This window comes from Microtetraspora sp. NBRC 16547, from assembly GCF_030268965.1.
Lineage (GTDB): Bacteria > Actinomycetota > Actinomycetes > Streptosporangiales > Streptosporangiaceae > Microtetraspora.
On record NZ_BSSE01000014.1, the window covers coordinates 87,778 to 104,120 of the forward strand.

Consider the following 16,343-nt stretch of genomic DNA (forward strand, 5'->3'; position numbering starts at 1 on the left):
AATGTCCAGACGCAGCAATGCGCCACCAATGGGGTAAATATGCAGGATTCCGACATCGAGCAGCGCTCCCGGCTGCTGTCGGAGACCGACCTCGAGCTCATCGACGCCCTCCAGATCAACCCACGGGCGAGCTGGGTGGACGTGGGGGCGGCGATCGGCGCGGATCCTGTGACGGCGGCGCGGCGCTGGCAGCGGCTCAACAGCGCAGGGGAGGCGTGGACCACGGCTGCTCTGGGGCAGCGCCAGATGCACGCGATGAGCATGGCGTTCCTGGAGATCGACTGCGAGGCCGGGACGGCGGTCGAGGTGGCGGACACGCTCGCGACGGCGGGGCACCTCATCACCGTTCAGCACGTCGCCGCCGGTCACGACCTGTTCGTGATCGCCGCCGCCGCGTCGACGACGGCTCTGGCGGACTACCTGCTCACGGACCTGCCGCGGGTGCCCGGCGTGACGAAGGTGCGCACCCATGTCGCCACACGCGTCTTCGAGGCCTCCTGCCGCTGGCGGCTGCGCGTGTTGTCACCCCGAGCCGCCGGCACGCTGGCCAGGCGGCCCGCTCCGCCGGTGTCCACCAGGCAGATGGACAAGACCGACCGGCTCCTGTTCAAGGCCCTGCTCGCGGACGGCCGCGCCGGCTACTCCGATCTCGCGGGCGCGGTCGGCACGTCCGAGCGTACGGTGCAGCGCAGGCTGTCACGCCTGGTCGCGACCGGCGACATCGACTTCCGCTGCGACCTGGCCCGCTCGCACGCGGGCTGGCACTCCTCGGCGGTGCTGTGGCTGCGGATGCCGGACGGCCTGCTGGAGGAGACGGGCCGGGCACTGCTCGACTGGCCGGAGACACGGACGTGCGCGGCGCTCGCGGGGTCCCGCAACATGCTCCTCACCGTCGGCCTGCACGCGGTCTCCGACCTGCACCCGCTGGTGGTGCGCCTCGAAGAGCGGTTCCCCTACGTGAGCGTCGCCGACCGGCAGATCGTCCTGAGGCAGTCGAAGCTCTATGGACGGGTCCTGGACCCCTTCGGTCGCTCCGTGGGCGTCGTCCCGGTGGACCCGTGGAGCCTGTCGCCGCGTGTCAGTCGTTCCGGACGTTCCTGACGTTCGGCGCGGCGCTGACGTTCGGCGCGGCGCTGACGTTCGGCGCGGCGCTGACGTTCGGCGCGGCGCTGACGTTCGGCGCTGAGGTTCGGCGCTGAGGTTCGGCGCTGAGGTTCGGCGCTGACGGTCAGCGCGGCGCGGGGATCGCGCCTCCACGGGCCTCCCAGCACAGGCCTACCCGCAGCACGTCGACCTCGCTGCGCCCCACGACCTGCAGATCTCCGATGGCCAGCGCGGGCAGGCCGAGAGCGGACACGACGGACGTGATCCGGCCGACCTCACCGCGGATGGCGGCCTCGTCGCATCCGACCCGGGGCGCGGGCCCACCGAGCGTCGGCGTGAGCAGGACGTCGACGCCGGACATCTGCGCCGAGAACCCGGCCCGGACGGCCGCGAGCTCCTCGCGGGCCCTGCGGTACTCCCGATGGCCGATCCCGGCGGCGCCGTCCAGCTTCCGCCGCACGCCCGCGCTGTAGCTCGCGGCGTTCCTCGGGTACGTGGCCTCGTGGGTGCGCCGGGCCTGCGCGCCCACGATCGTCCAGTACGAGGAGAGGATGTCGTACGGCAGGGCGATCTCGCGCACCTCGGCGCCCAGGTCAGCGAAGTCCCCGGCCTGTTCGCATCCCTCGGCGACGCCGACGACCAGCCCCGACAGCGAGGGCGGTGGGGCGGCGGTCTCCCCGGAGAGCACCTGCCACACCAGCGCGCAGTCGGCGACCGACGTGGCCATCGGCCCGACCACGTCGAACATCGGGGCGAGAGGCGCGACCCCCTCGGCATGAACGGCGCCGAGCCTTGGGCGGAGTCCGACCACGCCGCAGCAGGCCGCCGGGATCCGCACCGAGCCGCCGGTGTCCGTGCCGAGGCCGAACCGGGCGATCCCGGCGGCCAGCGCCGCCGCCGTGCCGCCGCTCGACCCGCCCGGGGCCAGGTGCTCATGGCGCGGGTTGCGTACATCGCCCCAGTGGGGATTCTCGCTCGTGACGCCCCAGGCGAACTCGTGCTGGTTCGTCTTCCCGACCAGGAGTGCTCCCGCGCGCTCCAGCCGCTCGACGCACGGCGCGCTGGTCAGCGCCTCCTCGGTCCCGTACAGGGCGGATCCGCGGGTCGTGGGGAGCCCGGCGACGTCGATCATGTCCTTGACCACGAACGTCCAGGCCCACAGCTCTGGCGGTGTGGCGGGTACCGGCCGGTCGCGGCGTGCGAGCCGGTCGATGACCGGCTCGGCACCGGACTCGATGAGGATGTTGTGCCCGCTGTGGAGGCGTATGGCCTCGGCGGACCTGGCGATCGCCGCCTCACGTTCCATGCTCAAGGATCTCCTCATGCCTACCTCGGCCGAAGTGAAGCCGGTCGGTGGCTACCTGCGCGAAGGGCGTCACCGCCGCGCCCGTGATCCGGCACATGCTGACAGATCTGCTGTTCGCCGTCGAGTCAGTGCCTCTCCGGGCAAACCTTTCCGGTCACGGCACTCGGCGGAAAGACATCGAGTCGAGGAATTGTCGGAATCGGTCAGACCGCGAGCGCGTCCAGCAGGGCCCGCAGGCGGGCGGTCTCGCGGTCGGGGCGGACAAGAGTGAAGATGCTGCGGCTGGTGTTCACCCACGGCACGTCGGCGACCACGACGTCCCGGCCGTGCCCGCGCAGCGCGAGGTCGGGGACGAGCGCCGCGCCCATCCCCGCCTCGATCATGGCCATCGTGATCTTGAAGTCGTCGGAGTGGCAGGCCACCCGGGGGTGCAGGTTCCAGCGGGCGAACACGCTGTCGAAGAAGAAGGCGTCGCTGCTGCCCGGGTGGTGCATGATCCACGGCAGGTCGACGAGTTGCTCCACCCGGTAGGGCGCCAGGTCGGGCCAGCCGCGCGGGAGGACGACCTTGTAGCGATCCTCGGCGATCCACCGCCGGCCCAGCGTCGAGGGCCATGACAGGCCGGAGTTGCCCACCTGGTAGACGATCGCCGCGTCCATCTCGCCACCGGCACCCAGACGCGGGATGAGCTGGGAGGACTCGGCGATGGAGACTCTGATGCCGGCACGGTCCTCGGGCTTCATCCGCCGCAGGACGCCGGTCAGCACGTCGGCGAAGCTGGGGAAGACGCCCAGGTGGATCTGCCGCTCGCTGTTCCTGTGTACGGCCTGCACGGTGGCGACCAAGCGCTCGATGTCGCTGAGCACGACCTCCGCGTGCCTGGCCAGCGCCTCGGCGGCGCTGGTGGGCAGCACACTGCGGGCGGAACGGTCGAACAACTTCACACCCATCTGCCGCTCCAGTGCGGCCATCTGCTGGGAGACGGCCGATGAGGTGTAACCGAGCCGGTTGGCGGCGGCGGCGAAGGACCCCAACTGAACGACCTCGCGGAGGGTACGCAGCTGTTCCGGCTTGAGCATCAGAGTTCCTTGCTCTCAGGGGTGCTAAATGTCGTGTTTATAGCGCTTCCGACTTCTTTCGGCCACTCCTACAGTGATGGCCACCTTCACCCGAGCCCTTGAGAGTCACATGAGCATCCGCGTGTACCGCAACGCCGCCATCCGTACGGGAGACAGCGGCAACCCGTTGGCCCAGGCAATGGCCGTGGACGGCGAGCGACTGCTGGCCGTCGGCGGCGAGGCGGAGGTGCGCGAGACCGCGGGCCCCGGGGCGGAGCTGATCGACCTGGAGGGCGCCGCGGTGCTCCCCGGGCTCTACGACGCCCACATCCACACCGCGCAGTACGCCCAGAGCCTGGACGCGGTGGACCTGCGCGACGTGCGCTCACTGGACGACGCGCTGGCCAGGGTGGCCGCGCACGCGGCACGGCTGCGACCGGGCGCCTGGCTGTTCGGCGGCCGGTGGAACAGCAACACCTGGGACCCGCCGGCACAGCCGGACAGGTACGCGCTGGACTCGGTCTGTCCCGAACTGCCGGTCGCGCTGCCCAGCGTGGACGGCCACACGGTGTGGGCCAACTCGGCGGCCCTGCGGCTGGCCGGCATCGACGCCCGCACCCCCGACCCGGTGGGCGGCGAGATCGTCAGGGACGCGACCGGGGAGCCAACCGGCATCCTGCGCGAGTCGGCCTCCTACCCGCTGCGCGACCTCATGGTCTCCGCCGACCTGCGCGACCAGCTCCGCGCCGCGCAGGAGGAGCTGCTCGCACTCGGCCTGACCAGCGTGCACGACATCGACGGCGAGGACTGCCGGGCCGCCTACCTGGAACTGCGCGAGGCCGGCGAGCTGAAGTTGCGCGTGCACAAGGCGATCCCGATGATCTATCTGGAGGCGGCCATCGCCGAGGGCCGCCGCACCGGGCAGGGCGACGACTGGTTCCGCACCGGCCCCGTGAAGATCTTCAGCGACGGGGCGCTGGGCTCGCACACCTGCCACATGAGCGAGTCCTTCGCCGGCGAGCAGGGCAACGTGGGCATCGCGGTCACGCCGTACGAGGACCTGCTCAGGCTGTTCGCCAGGGCCGCGGAGGCCGGCATCGCGATCGCCACGCACGCCATCGGCGACCAGGCCAACCACCTGGTGATCGACGCCTACGAGGCCGTCGGCCGCACGGCGGGGCTGCGGCACCGCATCGAACACGCCCAGCACCTGCGGCCCGGCGACCTGACCAGGATGGCCAGGCTGGGCATCGCCGCCTCGATGCAACCCGTGCACTGCACCAGCGACATCGACCTGGTCGACTCCCTGCTGGCCGGCCACGAGCTGGCCTCCTACGCCTGGCGCGGGATGCTGAACGCCGGCGTCGCGCTGGCCTTCGGCTCCGACGCCCCCGTCGAGCACCCCAACCCCTTCGCCGCGCTTTACGCCGCGGTCACCCGTACCCGCACCGACGGCACCCCCGCCGGTGGCTGGCAGCCAGAGCAGCGGCTGAGCATGGCCGAAGCCGTCACCGCCCACACCCTGGGCGCGGCCTACGCCGCCGGCGAGGAGGACCACAAGGGCGTCCTCGCGCCCGGCAAGCTCGCCGACTTCATCGCGGTGGACACCGACCCCTACCGGGAGTCGCCGGACGCGGTGCTGCGCACCAAGGTCATGACGACCGTCGTCGGCGGCGAAGTCCGCTGGCAGCGAACCTGAAGGAGCACCCCCGTTGAACACCCGGATCCTCACCACGCTCGCCGTCGGCGGGCTGCTGGCCGCGACCGCCGCCTGTGGCGCTCAGTCCCTCGACGGCGGCGACTCTGACGCGGCGGCCTCGGCGCCGGCCGTCACCCTCGACCAGGCTCCCGCCGAGGAGAAGGCGGCCGACGTCATCAACGCCATCACCCCCGACGGGGACCTCGCGGCCAAGGCGCCGGCGAGCCTGAAGTCCGGCGGCCTGAAGGTCGTCTCGTCCATCGGTTACCCGCCGATGGAGCTGTTCGCGAGCGACGGCAAGACGCCGATCGGCTTCGACCCCGCGCTGGCCAGAGCCATCGCCAGGAAGCTCGGCGTCACGGTGACCATCACCGACGAGGAGTTCAACTCGCAGATCCCCGGCGTGCTCACCGGCCGCTACGACTTCGTCATCTCCTCGATGACCGACAACCCCGAACGGCAGGGCCAGGTCACCTTCGTCGACTACGTGCAGGCGGGCGCCGGGATGCTGGTCAAGACCGGCAACCCCGCGGGCATCACCGGGCCCAAGGACCTGTGCGGCAAGACGGTGTCCGTCGTCGACAACGGCTCCTCGATGGAGCTGGCCGAGAGCTACGACGCTGACTGCAAGAAGGACGGCAAGCCGGCCATGGACATCCTTAAGTTCCCCGGCGACACGGAGGCCATGCTCCAGGTGGGCAACGGCCGCGCGCAGGCCACCATCACCGACTACGTGGTGGCCGCGTACAAGTCCGCCGACCCCAAGCTCGCGATGGAGGCGATCACCCTCGAAGGCACCGCGGCTCCCTGGGGGATCGGGATGAAGCCGGACAACGCGCAGCTCATCGACTCCGTCAAGGGCGCGCTCGACTCCCTCATCAAGAGTGGCGAGTACGGCAAGCTGCTCAAGGCGTGGAACCTGGACGCGCTGGCCGTCGAGTCGGCCGTGGTCAACGGCGGTAAGTGACGTGCGCACCGAACCGATCACCGGCCCGTCCGGCACGCCGGTGCCCGTCGCCCGTACCTTGCACTGGGGCCGCTGGCTGTCCGCGGCCGTCGCGCTCGTGATCGCGGGCTGGCTGGTCTACCTGGTCGTGGTCAACCCGCGCCTCGACTGGGGCAAGGTCGCCGAGTACCTGTTCAACGAGCGGATCCTGTCCGGGGTCTGGGTCACCATCGAGATCTCCGTGCTGGCGACGGCCCTCGGGCTGGTCCTGGGGGTGCTGGTCGCCGTCATGCGACTGGCGCACAACCCCGTGCTGAGCGCGCTGGCCTCGGGCTACATCTGGTTCTTCCGCGGCACGCCGGTGCTGGTGCAGCTCATCTTCTGGTACAACCTGGCTTTCCTCTTCCCCGAGCTGGTGCTCAAGATCCCGTTCACCATGATCGGCCTCAAGTGGGACACCAACCAGGTGATGACCGGCTTCACCTCGGCCATGCTGGGGCTGGGGCTGAACCTGGCGGCCTACTTCGCCGAGACCGTACGCGCCGGGATCCAGGCGGTGGACCACGGCCAGACCGAGGCGGCGTACGCGCTGGGCATGACGCCGGCCAAGCGGATGCGGGTCATCGTGCTGCCGCAGGCGTTGCGCATCATCATCCCGCCGACCGGAAACGAGTTCATCTCGATGCTGAAGACCACATCGCTGGTCTACGTGGTCGCCGGGCACGACCTGATGACCAACGCCAGCCAGATCTACAAGGCGAACAACCGGATCATGGAGCTGCTGATCGTGGCGAGCCTGTGGTACATGCTCATGACCGCCGTGGCGACCTTCCTGCAGGGCAGGCTTGAGCGCCGCTTCGGCTCCGACGCCGTACGGCTGGTACGCGGCGGCGGCCTGGCGGCCAGGATCCTGCCGAAGGCGGCCGCGTGAACCCCGGCGTGGAGTCCGCGGAGCCCGGCGGCCAGTCCGGCGCGGCGTCCGGCATCGAGCCGGTTGTGCGGGCCTCGGGCGTTCGGATGAGCTACGGCGACGTGCAGGTGCTCAACGGCGTGGACTTCGCCGTGGCCCCCGGCGAGGTGAGCTGCCTCATCGGCCCGTCGGGCTCGGGCAAGTCCACGTTCCTGCGGTGCATGAACGGCCTGGAGCCGGTGCTCGGCGGCAGCCTGCGGGTGCTCGGCGAGGAGGTCGGCCACACCCTGCGCGACGGCAGATACCGCCCCTGGACGCCCAAGGAGTTCGCCGCCTTCCGCAGGAACATCGGCATGGTGTTCCAGCGCTTCAACCTGTTCGCCCACCACAGCGCGCTGGAGAACGTCGCCTGCGGCCCCGTCCACGTCCTGGGCGCTCCGGCGGACCGGGCGCGGTCGCTGGCGATGGAGCACCTGGAGCGGGTGGGCCTGGCCGCCCACGCGCACAAGCGGCCCCACCAGCTCTCCGGCGGCCAGCAGCAGCGGGTGGCCATCGCCAGGGCGCTGGCGATGAACCCCGAGCTCATGCTGTTCGACGAGCCGACCTCCGCGCTGGACCCGGAGCTGGTCGACGAGGTGCTGGAGGTCATGAAGGGCCTGGCCGCCGAGGGGATGACGATGGTCGTGGTGACCCACGAGATCGCCTTCGCCAGGGAGGTCGGCGACTGGCTGACCTTCTTCGCCGACGGCGTGGTCGTCGAGCGAGGCCGGCCCCGTGAACTCCTGGCCAACCCCGCCCACGAACGGACCAGGGCGTTCCTGTCCAGCGTGCGCAACCAGAAGGAACGCCAGGAACCCTAGGCCACACCGCGCTGAAAGGACAGCCACCCATCAGCCGTGCCTAACCGGCCTGGGCAGTACAGCTAGTCAGCGGCCGATCGAGGCCTGGGGCGGCGCGCCGAGGCGGGAGCCGCCGAGATCGGCGCGATCTCCGGCGGCCCGGCCTCCGGCCCAGCCCGACCAGTCGCTCAACGCCCGCCGACCGGCCCGACGCACGTTGGGGAACATCTGCTCATAGACCCGCCCGACCTGGGCGGCGCGGTCGCGCAGCACCAGGTCGGTCGAGCGCCCGGCGGCCGGCGTCGTCGCTCGCTCGGCGTCTCTGACGGCCGCGCTCTCCGCGGCGCGCAGCCGCTCGCAGACGCGGTTGACGTATCCGGCCATCCAGCTCTTGCGGTAGCTGATCGTGGTGTGGCCGGGCGGGACGGCGACCCGAAGGACGCCGGACGCCATCTGCAGGCAGAGCGAGGTGAACAGCATCTCCACCAGGTCCAAATCGGAGCGGTAGCCCACGACCTGCACCCGCGACACCGACCCGGTCTTGCGGTAGATCGTCCGGCAGCGCAGCGCGGCGGCCACGCCCGCCAGCAGGGCCCGCCGGTCCGGCTGGTAGGGGTTGCCCACCTCGATGGTCAGGTGATCGACCTCGTCACGCACCCGCCCCGCGTCGGCCAAAACGGCCTGCTCGATGCCATACGCCGCCATGAGAGCGCACGCCTTCTCCAGATAGACCGCCGCCTCGGCCTCACCGGTGTTGGGATGCTCGGCCACCGCGAGGAGCTTTCGGATCAGCTCCAACTTGCGCTCGGGAATCTCGTTCACGGTGGCCATCCCTTCCAATGCCGACGACAACAGGCGCAACGCTACGGGACGCTACCGACAGTTACAGACCCCGCACGGGCCGCCCATACGGGGTGCCGTTAAGAAACGTGCGATGAGCCGCCAAACCGCATCTGAGTAACGCGGCCAGCAGTTCCTCTACCTGATGCTCTTCCCCGCCCCGACGATCACCCGTCTCATCGGCCAGGGAAGAAGTCCGCGCCCTGGACGTACTCCATCGCCTTCGTGAACACAGGGTCGCTCATGCGGCGCTCCATCTCCTCCGGCGAGACCTCCTCGACGCGGGCCTGGATCCACCACAGGTTGCCGAATGGGTCGCGTACCCGCCCCACCCGGTCGCCCCAGAACAGGTGCGTGACCTCGGTCACCGACGTCCCGCCCACCTCGACGGCGCGGCGGTGGGCGGCGTCGGCGTCGGGGACGTACAGGCGAAGGAAGGCCGGGGTGGGCGGCCAGTGGGAAGCCGCGTCGAACATCATCACCACCCCGTCGCCGATCCGCACCTCCGCGTGCCCGATACGTCCCTCGTCATCGACCACCCTGGCCAGTTCGACGGCGTCGAACGCGGCCTTGAGGTAGTCGATGAGCCCTGCGGTGTCGTGCCCGATGATCCACGGCGTGGCGGTGGTGTAGCCCTCTGGAATGTTCATTGCTGGAGGCTATTTCGCAAGTAGGTCAGATCTCGTCCTATATGCACACATACGCTGGGATCCATGACCGAGTCCCGCCTCCTGGCCCTGCTGTCGCTGCTCCAGACCCCGCGCGAGTGGCCTGGCAGCGAGCTGGCCGAGCGCCTCGGGGTCAGCCGCCGTACGATCCGGCGCGACATCGAGCGCCTGCGCGACCTCGGCTACCCGGTCGAGGCCACCATGGGCGTGGCCGGCGGATACCGGCTGGTCGCGGGCACGGCAATGCCGCCGCTCCTGCTGGACGACGAGGAGGCGGTGGCCATCGCGGTCGGCCTGTCCACCGCCGCCAGGAACCCGGTCCAGGGCATCGAGGAGGCGTCGGTACGCGCCTTGGCCAAGCTGGAGCAGGTACTGCCGTCCCGCCTGCGCTACCGGGTCAGGTCACTGGGCGGCGCCACCGTCCCGCTGCCCGCAGAGGGCGGGCCGCAGGTCAATCCCGAGCGGCTCACCACGCTGGCGGCGGCCGTGGCGAACCGGGAACGAGTCCGATTCGGGTACCTGGCGAACGACGGCACGAGCAGCGAGCGGCTGGTCGACCCACACCGCCTCGTCGCGGCCGGGCGGCGCTGGTACCTACTCGGGCACGACCGTGACCGCGACGACTGGCGGACCTTCCGCATCGACCGCATCGCCGACCTGCGGGCGACGGGCGCCAGGGTCACGCCGCGTGAGCCGCCCGCCGGGGACGCCGCCGCGTACGTCGCCGAGAAGCTCTACTCGCTCGCCCCCACGTACGAGGCTGTCGTCACGCTGCACACCCGGCCCACGGAGGCGATCAGGGCGCTGGGCGAGGTCGCCCCGATCGACGGGGAGCGCTGCCGGCTGCACATGCACGGCGACACCCTGGACTGGCTCGCCTTCCACCTGCTGGCTCTGGGGTGTGAGTTCGAGGTGCACGAGCCGACCGAGCTCGCCGCGCACCTGCACGCGCTGGCCGCCCGCCTCACGCGCGCTGCAGGAACTCCAGTACCAGAGGGAGATCCTCGGTGGCCTGCTCAAAACACTCCGCCGCCCGGCGGTACGACAGGCCCCCCGGCAGTCAGCGCGCCCTGAGGCCGGGTGGCAACCGGGCCCACCGACGGCGTGGGCCCGGTTGACACCGAGGGGCGGGGACATCAGCGACAGAGGAGGCGTTCCATGCGGCGCGCGGCGAACCACAACCCGGCCGTCACCATCGCGATGAGGTAGGCGGCGTGGCCGACCAGGCCCAGCTCGTACGTGCCCAGGCACAGCCCGCGCACCAGCTCGACCGCGTGGTAGAGCGGGGTGACCTGGATCAGGACCTCCATCCAGGCCGGGTAGTTATGCACCGGGGAGAACGTGCCGGAGAACAGGAACAACGCGAACTGGCCGGTGGTCAGCAGGTCGAAGTCCTGCCAGCCGCGCATCAGCGTGCTGATCGCCAGGCCCACCGCGCCGAAGGCCAGGCTCACCAGGACGGTCGCCGGAAAGGCGGCCAGCGCGCCACCCACCGAGGCCAGGCCGAGCGCCACCATGACGCCCAGGAAGATCCCGGTGTAGAGGGAGCCGCGGACGGTCGCCCATGCCAGCTCGCCGAACGCGATCTCCATCGGCCGCACCGGCGTTGCCAGCACCGCCTCATACGTCTTCGCGTATTTGATCTTGAAAAAGACGTTGAACGTCGTCTCGGCCAGCGCTCCCGACATCGCCGACACCGCGAGCATCGCCGGGGCGACGAACGCGGCGTACGACATGGTCCGCCCGCCGACCGTCAGGTCACCGACCAGCGCGCCGACTCCGACCCCGATGGACAGCAGGTAGAGCAGCGGCTCGAAGAACCCGGACACGAGCACGACCCAGTAGGACGGGCCGGATCGCAGCGCGCCGACGTTGCGGCCGATGACGGCGCCGACGCGGGCGGGGGAGATCCCGGCCCGGGTGATCCGCCCCGACCGTCTGGCCGCCAGAGTGGTCAGCATCAGTCCTCCAGCCTTCGACGGAACCGGTACGCGGCGAGCACCGTGCCCGCGACGGCCCACAGCAGCAGGCAGCCCACATGGGCGGCGACCGGCCAGGGTGGCGCGACCCCGAGCGTGGCCGAACGGCACAGCTCCACGGCGTGCCACAGCGGTGAGACGTACGCCACCGGCCGCACCAGCGCCGGGAGCTGCTCGACGGGGAAGAAGACGCCCGAGAACAGTGACGAGGGGATCACCACGAAGCGGAACAGCAGCGCGAAGTGGCTGTCGCTCTCGATGCTGGCCGCGAACGCCATGACCGGCGCGGCGGCGGCCACCGTCAGCAGCGCGCAGACGAGCGGAACCGCCACCGTCCACGGCGAGTGCAGGGCGCCGAACAACAGCACGACGATCAGGAACGCCAGGACGGCGGTCGTCACCCGGAACAGCAGGTAGAGCAGGTGGCCGGTGACGATGTCGTTCGGCCGGACCGGGGTCGCCCGCATCGCATGGTAGGCGCGGACCCACTTGAAGTCGCCGAGCACGGAGTACGTCGACTCGCCGACCGCCATCTGGAAGGCGGTCGAGGCGACCACCCCAGGGACGATCCAGGACAGGTAGTCGACGCCCTGCACGGAGCCGATGTAACCGCCGACCCCGATGCCGATGCTGACCACGAAGAGCACCGGCAGGACGAACGAGGAGAACACCGACGCCCGCCACAGCCGGCGGTACAGCGTCAGGTGCCGTTCCAGAACGGCGATGCTGGGGTGAACGGTTCCCATGGCCATGTCAGTCCACCAGCGTCCGGCCGGTGAGGTGCAGGAACACGTCCTCCAGCGTGGAGCGGCGGACCAGCACGCTGGAGGGGACCAGGCCGCGCCGCTGCACCTCGGCCACCGCCGCGTCGCCGTCGTCGGCGTACAGCAGGACCCGGTCGGGCAGCGGGTCCACCCGCTCGCCGATCCCGCCGAGCTTGGCGGCGTAGTCGGCGTTGAAGTCGAGGCCGTCGGGGAAACGCAGCTCGACCACCTCGGCCGTGGAGTACGTCTCGATCAACGACCGAGGCGAGCCCTCCGCGACGATCTTGCCGCCGTCCATGACCACGAGCCGGTCGCACAGCTGCTCGGCCTCGTCCATGTAGTGCGTGGTCAGCACGAGGGTGGTGCCGCGCTGCTTGAGCCGGAACAGCCGCTCCCACAGCAGGTGCCTGGCCTGCGGGTCGAGGCCGGTGGTGGGCTCGTCGAGCAGCACGATGTCAGGCTCGTTGATCATGGCCCGGGCGATCGTCAGCCGGCGTTTCATGCCCCCGGACAGCGGCTCGACCATGCTGCCCGCGCGATCCGAGAGTTGCACGAACTCCAGCAGCTCGTCGGCCCGCCGGCGCCCCTCGGCGCGGGAGAGCCCGAAATAGCGGGCGTAGGTCGTGAGGTTCTCCCGGACCGACAGGTCGGGATCGAGGTTGTCCAGCTGGGGGCAGACGCCCAGCCGGGCGCGGATCTTGGTGCCGTCGCGCACTGGGTCCATTCCCAGGATGCGCAGCTCGCCGGAGGTCGGCGCGGAAACACAGCTGATCATCCGCATGGTGGAGGACTTGCCGGCCCCGTTGGGCCCGAGGAAACCGAACGCCTCGCCCGGCGCGACCTCCACGTCGATGCCCTTGACGGCGGTGAAGTCGCCGAAGCGCTTGACCAGGTCACGCGCGAAGATCAATGGTTGCTCAGCCACGTGCCGAGACACTAGTGAACCGCACCGACATTTCCGCAACAGGTTTTCGCGCCCCAGCGCCCCACGCGCCCTACGCGCCACGCGGGGGAGGCGGTGTCGCGCGGCAGCAGTCGCGAGGCACCGCCGCCGGCCGGGGCCACCGGGTCGCCCGTACGTACATCAGTGGCATGTGTAGGTCGGGCTGGAGTCCTTCACCTTGCCGTCGGCGCCAATCAGCTGCCAGGAGTAGGTGCTGTCGGTGAACGTCAGCTTCACGACGCCGTTCGTGCCGCTGAGCCGGAACCGGCTGTTGGGCTGCACGTTCTTGATCTTGTACGAGACCGCGCCGCCCATGCCACCCAGCAGTTCCACCAAGCCGTTGGCGTCGGCCTTGCCCGAGGGGTCCTGCGGCGCGAACCGCTCGTAGTGGTGGTCGTGCCCGTTGAGCACGAGGTCGGCCTTGGCGTCGTAAAGGATCTGCCAGACGGGCCGGCTGACCGGGTCGTTGCCGTGCTCTCCGGAGCTGAACAGGGGGTGGTGCCAGTACGCGGCAACGCAGCCCTTGGTGGTGGCGGCGAGGTCGGCCTTGAGCCAGTTGATCTGCGCCGTCTGGTCGAAGATGTTGGAGTCCAGGGCGATGAAGTGCCAGTTGCCCCGGTCGTAGCTGTACCAGCTCTTGCCCTTCGGGAACGCGATCGCCCCGAAGTAGGACTTGTAGCCCGCCTCGAACCCGGCCGGGTCGTAGCTCTCGTGGTTGCCCGCAGAGGGGCGGGTCTTCTTCTTGAACTTGCCCCAGGTGGTGTCGTAGTACTTCCGGAAATCGTGGATGGTGCCGCGGTCGTACTGGTTGTCACCCATGGTGATGACGAACGCCGGGTTGATCGCCTGGACCTGGGCGGCCGTCTTGGGGTGGGCGCAGGAGCTGGATCTCGCGGTGCACTGCGCCGCGATGTCGCCCGCCGCCACCACGGTGAACGCACCGCCAGGGGACGGCGAAGTCGACGGTGAGGTCGAGGGTGACGGCGGCGGCGACGGGGAGGTCGAGGGTGACGGCGGCGGCGACGGGGAGGCCGTCCCGCCCGGGGTCACGGTCAGCTTGTCGAGGTTCGAGCCGCCGGCCGCGCGCTCAGCGATCACGAACAGGCCGGCGAGCAGGGCCAGGGCGGCGGCGAGCAGGCCGAACCGGCCGCGGCGTCCGGACCGCGATCGGGGCGTGGAGCGAGGGTCGGGGTCGGGAAGATGCAGGGACACGGCTGTCTCCCGTGGGGTGAGCGATCATGACGGAACCATGCCGATGGACCATGGGACGTCTCCCGGCATCGTGGCAAACGCGCACGGAAACGGACAACCCGGAACGCCGTTAATCAGCTTGACAGCTGACACCCTAGATCACGTAAGGTCCTCGGCATGGGTTCCCTGTGATCGCCGGGCGCGCGACCGCGTCGAGCTTCGCTCCGCCGTCGCCGCTTCCACCCGTGCGCCGACTCCTCCACTGAGTTCGCCTGTGAGGCGTGCCGTGCGCGCGGATGCGTCATCGATCCGTTCCGATCGGCCCGGCCGAGAACAGGGGGACGCCTTTCATGCGTACCGCACAACTTGCTCTACACACCATCACCAAGCGCTACGACGATCACATCGTGCTCGACCAGGTCTCCTTCACCGTCAAACCGGGCGAGAAGGTCGGCGTCATCGGGGACAACGGCTCGGGGAAGTCCACGCTTCTCAAGCTCCTCGCCGGGCATGAGCGAGCCGACAACGGCGAGCTGACCGTGGTGGCGCCCGGCGGCGTCGGCTACCTCGCCCAGACGCTGGAGCTCCCGCTCGACGCCTTCGTCCAGGACGCCGTGGACCTGGCCCTGGCAGACCTCCGCGATCTCGAAACACGGATGCGCCGGGCCGAAGCCGAGCTGAAGGCGCGGACGGGCGCGGAGCTCGATTCCACCCTGGAGGCCTACGCCGGGCTGGTCGCACGCTACGAGGCCCGCGGCGGCTACGAAGCCGACGCCCGGGTGGACATCGCGCTGCACGGGCTCGGCCTGCCGGGTCTGGAGCGCGGCAGGCCGCTCGGCACCCTCTCCGGCGGCGAGCGGTCCCGCCTGGCGCTGGCCGCCACGCTGGCGTCGGAGCCCGAGCTGCTGCTGCTCGACGAGCCGACCAACGACCTGGACGACCAGGCCGTGAGCTGGCTGGAGGCGCATCTGCGCGGGCATCGCGGCACCGTGGTCGCGGTCACCCACGACCGGGTGTTCCTGGAACGGCTCACCACCACGATCCTGGAGGTCGACTCCGGCAGGGTGTCCCGATACGGGGACGGCTACGACGGGTACCTCGCCGCCAAGGCCGCGGAGCGCCGGCGGCGGCTGCAGGAGTACGCGGACTGGCGTGCCGAGGTGGCCCGCAACCGGCGGCTGGTCACCGCCAACGCGGCGCGGCTGGACGACATCCCGCGCAAGTTGCCGCTCGCCGTCTTCGCCGCGGGGCCGTTCCGGGCACGTGGACGCGGGCACGGCGCGATGGGCCGGATCCGCAACGCCAAGGAGCGGGTCGAGCGGCTGACCTGTAACCCGGTCGCACCGCCTCCCGATCCGCTCGTCTTCACCGCCCCCATCACCACCGCGCGCACCGACACGGGTCTCGACGCTGTTTCGGACGCGGAGGGCGCGACCGCCGTGGCCGCCGCGGCCGAGCTCGCCGACGTGCGCGTCGGGGACCGGCTCCGCGTACCGTCCCTGCGCATCCGGCCGGATGAACGGCTGCTGGTGACCGGGCCCAACGGCGCGGGCAAGAGCACGCTCATGCGGGTCCTGGCCGGAGAGCTGCGGCCGGACACCGGATCGGTACGCGTTCCCGGGCGGGTGGGACATCTGCGGCAGGAGGAGGCGCCATGGCCGCCCCGGATGACCGTCCCGCAGGCGTTCGCCCAGGGACGGGGCGGCGATCTGGACGAGCACATCGAGACGCTGCTCTCGCTCGGCCTGTTCCGCCCGGCCGACCTGCGCCTGCGGGTGGGGGAGCTCTCCTACGGGCAGCGGCGCCGGATCGAGCTGGCCCGGCTGGTGAGCGAACCGGTGGACCTGCTCCTGCTCGACGAGCCCACCAACCACCTGTCTCCCGCGCTCGTCGAGGAGCTGGAACAGGCGCTGGCGGGTTACCAGGGCGCACTGGTGGTCGTCACGCACGATCGCCGGATGCGGTCCCGGTTCACCGGGTCCCACTTGACCCTGCGCGATGGCCGTGTCGCCGAGTTCCAGGTCACCTGACCCGACAGGAAGGACGGGCGTACGGCCGGATACGGGTCCAACCGAGATACGGGTAAAACCGGCCAT

The 16,343-nt window shown here is 70.6% G+C and carries 16 protein-coding genes; 8 read left to right on the plus strand and 8 right to left on the minus strand.

From position 1 onward, the window contains the following. The first annotated feature begins 39 nt into the window (after positions 1 to 39). The gene (locus tag QSK17_RS19970) at positions 40 to 1,101 is read left to right on the plus strand and encodes an Lrp/AsnC family transcriptional regulator (RefSeq protein ID WP_285706437.1); all 1,062 of its coding nucleotides are present in this window, start codon (positions 40 to 42) and stop codon (positions 1,099 to 1,101) included. Continuing rightward, positions 1,059 to 1,199 (plus strand): hypothetical protein, encoded by a 141-nt coding sequence (locus tag QSK17_RS19975; protein WP_285706438.1) that lies wholly within the window; start codon positions 1,059 to 1,061, stop codon positions 1,197 to 1,199. Before QSK17_RS19970 ends, QSK17_RS19975 begins: the two co-directional genes overlap by 43 nt. 29 nt (positions 1,200 to 1,228) lie before the next feature. Here the strand turns inward: QSK17_RS19975 and QSK17_RS19980 are convergent, their stop codons facing one another. Together QSK17_RS19980 and QSK17_RS19985 are read right to left on the minus strand one after the other, a co-directional pair. After that, positions 1,229 to 2,410, minus strand: a complete 1,182-nt coding sequence (locus QSK17_RS19980) for an amidase (protein WP_285706565.1) — start codon at positions 2,408 to 2,410, stop codon at positions 1,229 to 1,231. A 203-nt stretch (positions 2,411 to 2,613) separates the two neighbouring features. Next, complete coding sequence (locus tag QSK17_RS19985; RefSeq protein ID WP_285706439.1) at positions 2,614 to 3,489, minus strand: LysR family transcriptional regulator; 876 nt, start codon at positions 3,487 to 3,489, stop codon at positions 2,614 to 2,616. Between the two features lie 109 nt (positions 3,490 to 3,598). Here QSK17_RS19985 and QSK17_RS19990 point away from each other — a divergent pair, with 109 nt between their 5' ends. The 4 genes from QSK17_RS19990 to QSK17_RS20005 all read left to right on the plus strand — a co-directional run bounded on the left by QSK17_RS19990 (position 3,599) and on the right by QSK17_RS20005 (position 7,883). Continuing rightward, positions 3,599 to 5,167 (plus strand): amidohydrolase, encoded by a 1,569-nt coding sequence (locus QSK17_RS19990; protein ID WP_285706440.1) that lies wholly within the window; start codon positions 3,599 to 3,601, stop codon positions 5,165 to 5,167. Positions 5,168 to 5,180: 13 nt separating this feature from the next. Beyond that, positions 5,181 to 6,134, plus strand: coding sequence for an ABC transporter substrate-binding protein (locus QSK17_RS19995; RefSeq protein WP_285706441.1), 954 nt, complete (start codon positions 5,181 to 5,183; stop codon positions 6,132 to 6,134). A 1-nt stretch (position 6,135) separates the two neighbouring features. Further along, the gene (locus tag QSK17_RS20000; protein WP_285706442.1) at positions 6,136 to 7,044 is read left to right on the plus strand and encodes an amino acid ABC transporter permease; all 909 of its coding nucleotides are present in this window, start codon (positions 6,136 to 6,138) and stop codon (positions 7,042 to 7,044) included. A gap of 86 nt (positions 7,045 to 7,130) precedes the next feature. After that, positions 7,131 to 7,883 carry an amino acid ABC transporter ATP-binding protein gene (locus tag QSK17_RS20005; RefSeq protein WP_285706566.1) on the plus strand — a complete coding sequence of 251 codons (753 nt, stop codon included), beginning with the start codon at positions 7,131 to 7,133 and terminating at the stop codon, positions 7,881 to 7,883. Between the two features lie 66 nt (positions 7,884 to 7,949). On the opposite strand, the gene QSK17_RS20010 is transcribed toward QSK17_RS20005, so the two are convergent. Together QSK17_RS20010 and QSK17_RS20015 are read right to left on the minus strand one after the other, a co-directional pair. Then, a complete protein-coding gene (locus QSK17_RS20010; RefSeq protein WP_285706443.1) occupies positions 7,950 to 8,684 on the minus strand; it encodes a DUF2786 domain-containing protein in 735 nt (244 codons plus the stop codon). A 194-nt stretch (positions 8,685 to 8,878) separates the two neighbouring features. Further along, a complete protein-coding gene (locus QSK17_RS20015) occupies positions 8,879 to 9,352 on the minus strand; it encodes a VOC family protein (RefSeq protein ID WP_285706444.1) in 474 nt (157 codons plus the stop codon). A 63-nt stretch (positions 9,353 to 9,415) separates the two neighbouring features. Here QSK17_RS20015 and QSK17_RS20020 point away from each other — a divergent pair, with 63 nt between their 5' ends. After that, positions 9,416 to 10,444, plus strand: coding sequence for a helix-turn-helix transcriptional regulator (locus QSK17_RS20020; RefSeq protein ID WP_285706445.1), 1,029 nt, complete (start codon positions 9,416 to 9,418; stop codon positions 10,442 to 10,444). 62 nt (positions 10,445 to 10,506) lie between these two features. Here the strand turns inward: QSK17_RS20020 and QSK17_RS20025 are convergent, their stop codons facing one another. From QSK17_RS20025 to QSK17_RS20040, 4 genes are all read right to left on the minus strand, one after another. Then, positions 10,507 to 11,331 carry an ABC transporter permease gene (locus QSK17_RS20025; protein ID WP_285706446.1) on the minus strand — a complete coding sequence of 275 codons (825 nt, stop codon included), beginning with the start codon at positions 11,329 to 11,331 and terminating at the stop codon, positions 10,507 to 10,509. Continuing rightward, positions 11,331 to 12,101 (minus strand): ABC transporter permease, encoded by a 771-nt coding sequence (locus QSK17_RS20030; protein ID WP_285706448.1) that lies wholly within the window; start codon positions 12,099 to 12,101, stop codon positions 11,331 to 11,333. The genes QSK17_RS20025 and QSK17_RS20030 overlap by 1 nt, the downstream gene beginning before the upstream one ends. 1 nt (position 12,102) lies before the next feature. Beyond that, on the minus strand, positions 12,103 to 13,038 hold the full coding sequence (locus tag QSK17_RS20035; RefSeq protein WP_285706450.1) for an ABC transporter ATP-binding protein: 936 nt from the start codon (positions 13,036 to 13,038) through the stop codon (positions 12,103 to 12,105). A 159-nt stretch (positions 13,039 to 13,197) separates the two neighbouring features. Continuing rightward, a complete protein-coding gene (locus tag QSK17_RS20040; protein ID WP_285706452.1) occupies positions 13,198 to 14,268 on the minus strand; it encodes a metallophosphoesterase family protein in 1,071 nt (356 codons plus the stop codon). Positions 14,269 to 14,597: 329 nt separating this feature from the next. Here QSK17_RS20040 and QSK17_RS20045 point away from each other — a divergent pair, with 329 nt between their 5' ends. Beyond that, positions 14,598 to 16,277, plus strand: a complete 1,680-nt coding sequence (locus QSK17_RS20045) for a TlrC/CarA/OleB/SrmB family ABC-F type ribosomal protection protein (RefSeq protein WP_285706453.1) — start codon at positions 14,598 to 14,600, stop codon at positions 16,275 to 16,277. Positions 16,278 to 16,343: the final 66 nt, after the last annotated feature.

What these genes read in the sequence shown, in the direction of transcription:
- QSK17_RS19970 (WP_285706437.1), top strand. Translation starts at nt 40, where the DNA reads ATGCAGGATTCCGACATCGAGCAGCGCTCCCGGCTGCTGTCGGAGACC.
- QSK17_RS19980 (WP_285706565.1), bottom strand. Translation starts at nt 2,410, where the DNA reads ATGGAACGTGAGGCGGCGATCGCCAGGTCCGCCGAGGCCATACGCCTC.
- QSK17_RS19985 (WP_285706439.1), bottom strand. Translation starts at nt 3,489, where the DNA reads ATGCTCAAGCCGGAACAGCTGCGTACCCTCCGCGAGGTCGTTCAGTTG.
- QSK17_RS19990 (WP_285706440.1), top strand. Translation starts at nt 3,599, where the DNA reads ATGAGCATCCGCGTGTACCGCAACGCCGCCATCCGTACGGGAGACAGC.
- QSK17_RS20005 (WP_285706566.1), top strand. Translation starts at nt 7,131, where the DNA reads ATGAGCTACGGCGACGTGCAGGTGCTCAACGGCGTGGACTTCGCCGTG.
- QSK17_RS20015 (WP_285706444.1), bottom strand. Translation starts at nt 9,352, where the DNA reads ATGAACATTCCAGAGGGCTACACCACCGCCACGCCGTGGATCATCGGG.
- QSK17_RS20020 (WP_285706445.1), top strand. Translation starts at nt 9,416, where the DNA reads ATGACCGAGTCCCGCCTCCTGGCCCTGCTGTCGCTGCTCCAGACCCCG.
- QSK17_RS20025 (WP_285706446.1), bottom strand. Translation starts at nt 11,331, where the DNA reads ATGCTGACCACTCTGGCGGCCAGACGGTCGGGGCGGATCACCCGGGCC.
- QSK17_RS20030 (WP_285706448.1), bottom strand. Translation starts at nt 12,101, where the DNA reads ATGGCCATGGGAACCGTTCACCCCAGCATCGCCGTTCTGGAACGGCAC.
- QSK17_RS20045 (WP_285706453.1), top strand. Translation starts at nt 14,598, where the DNA reads ATGCGTACCGCACAACTTGCTCTACACACCATCACCAAGCGCTACGAC.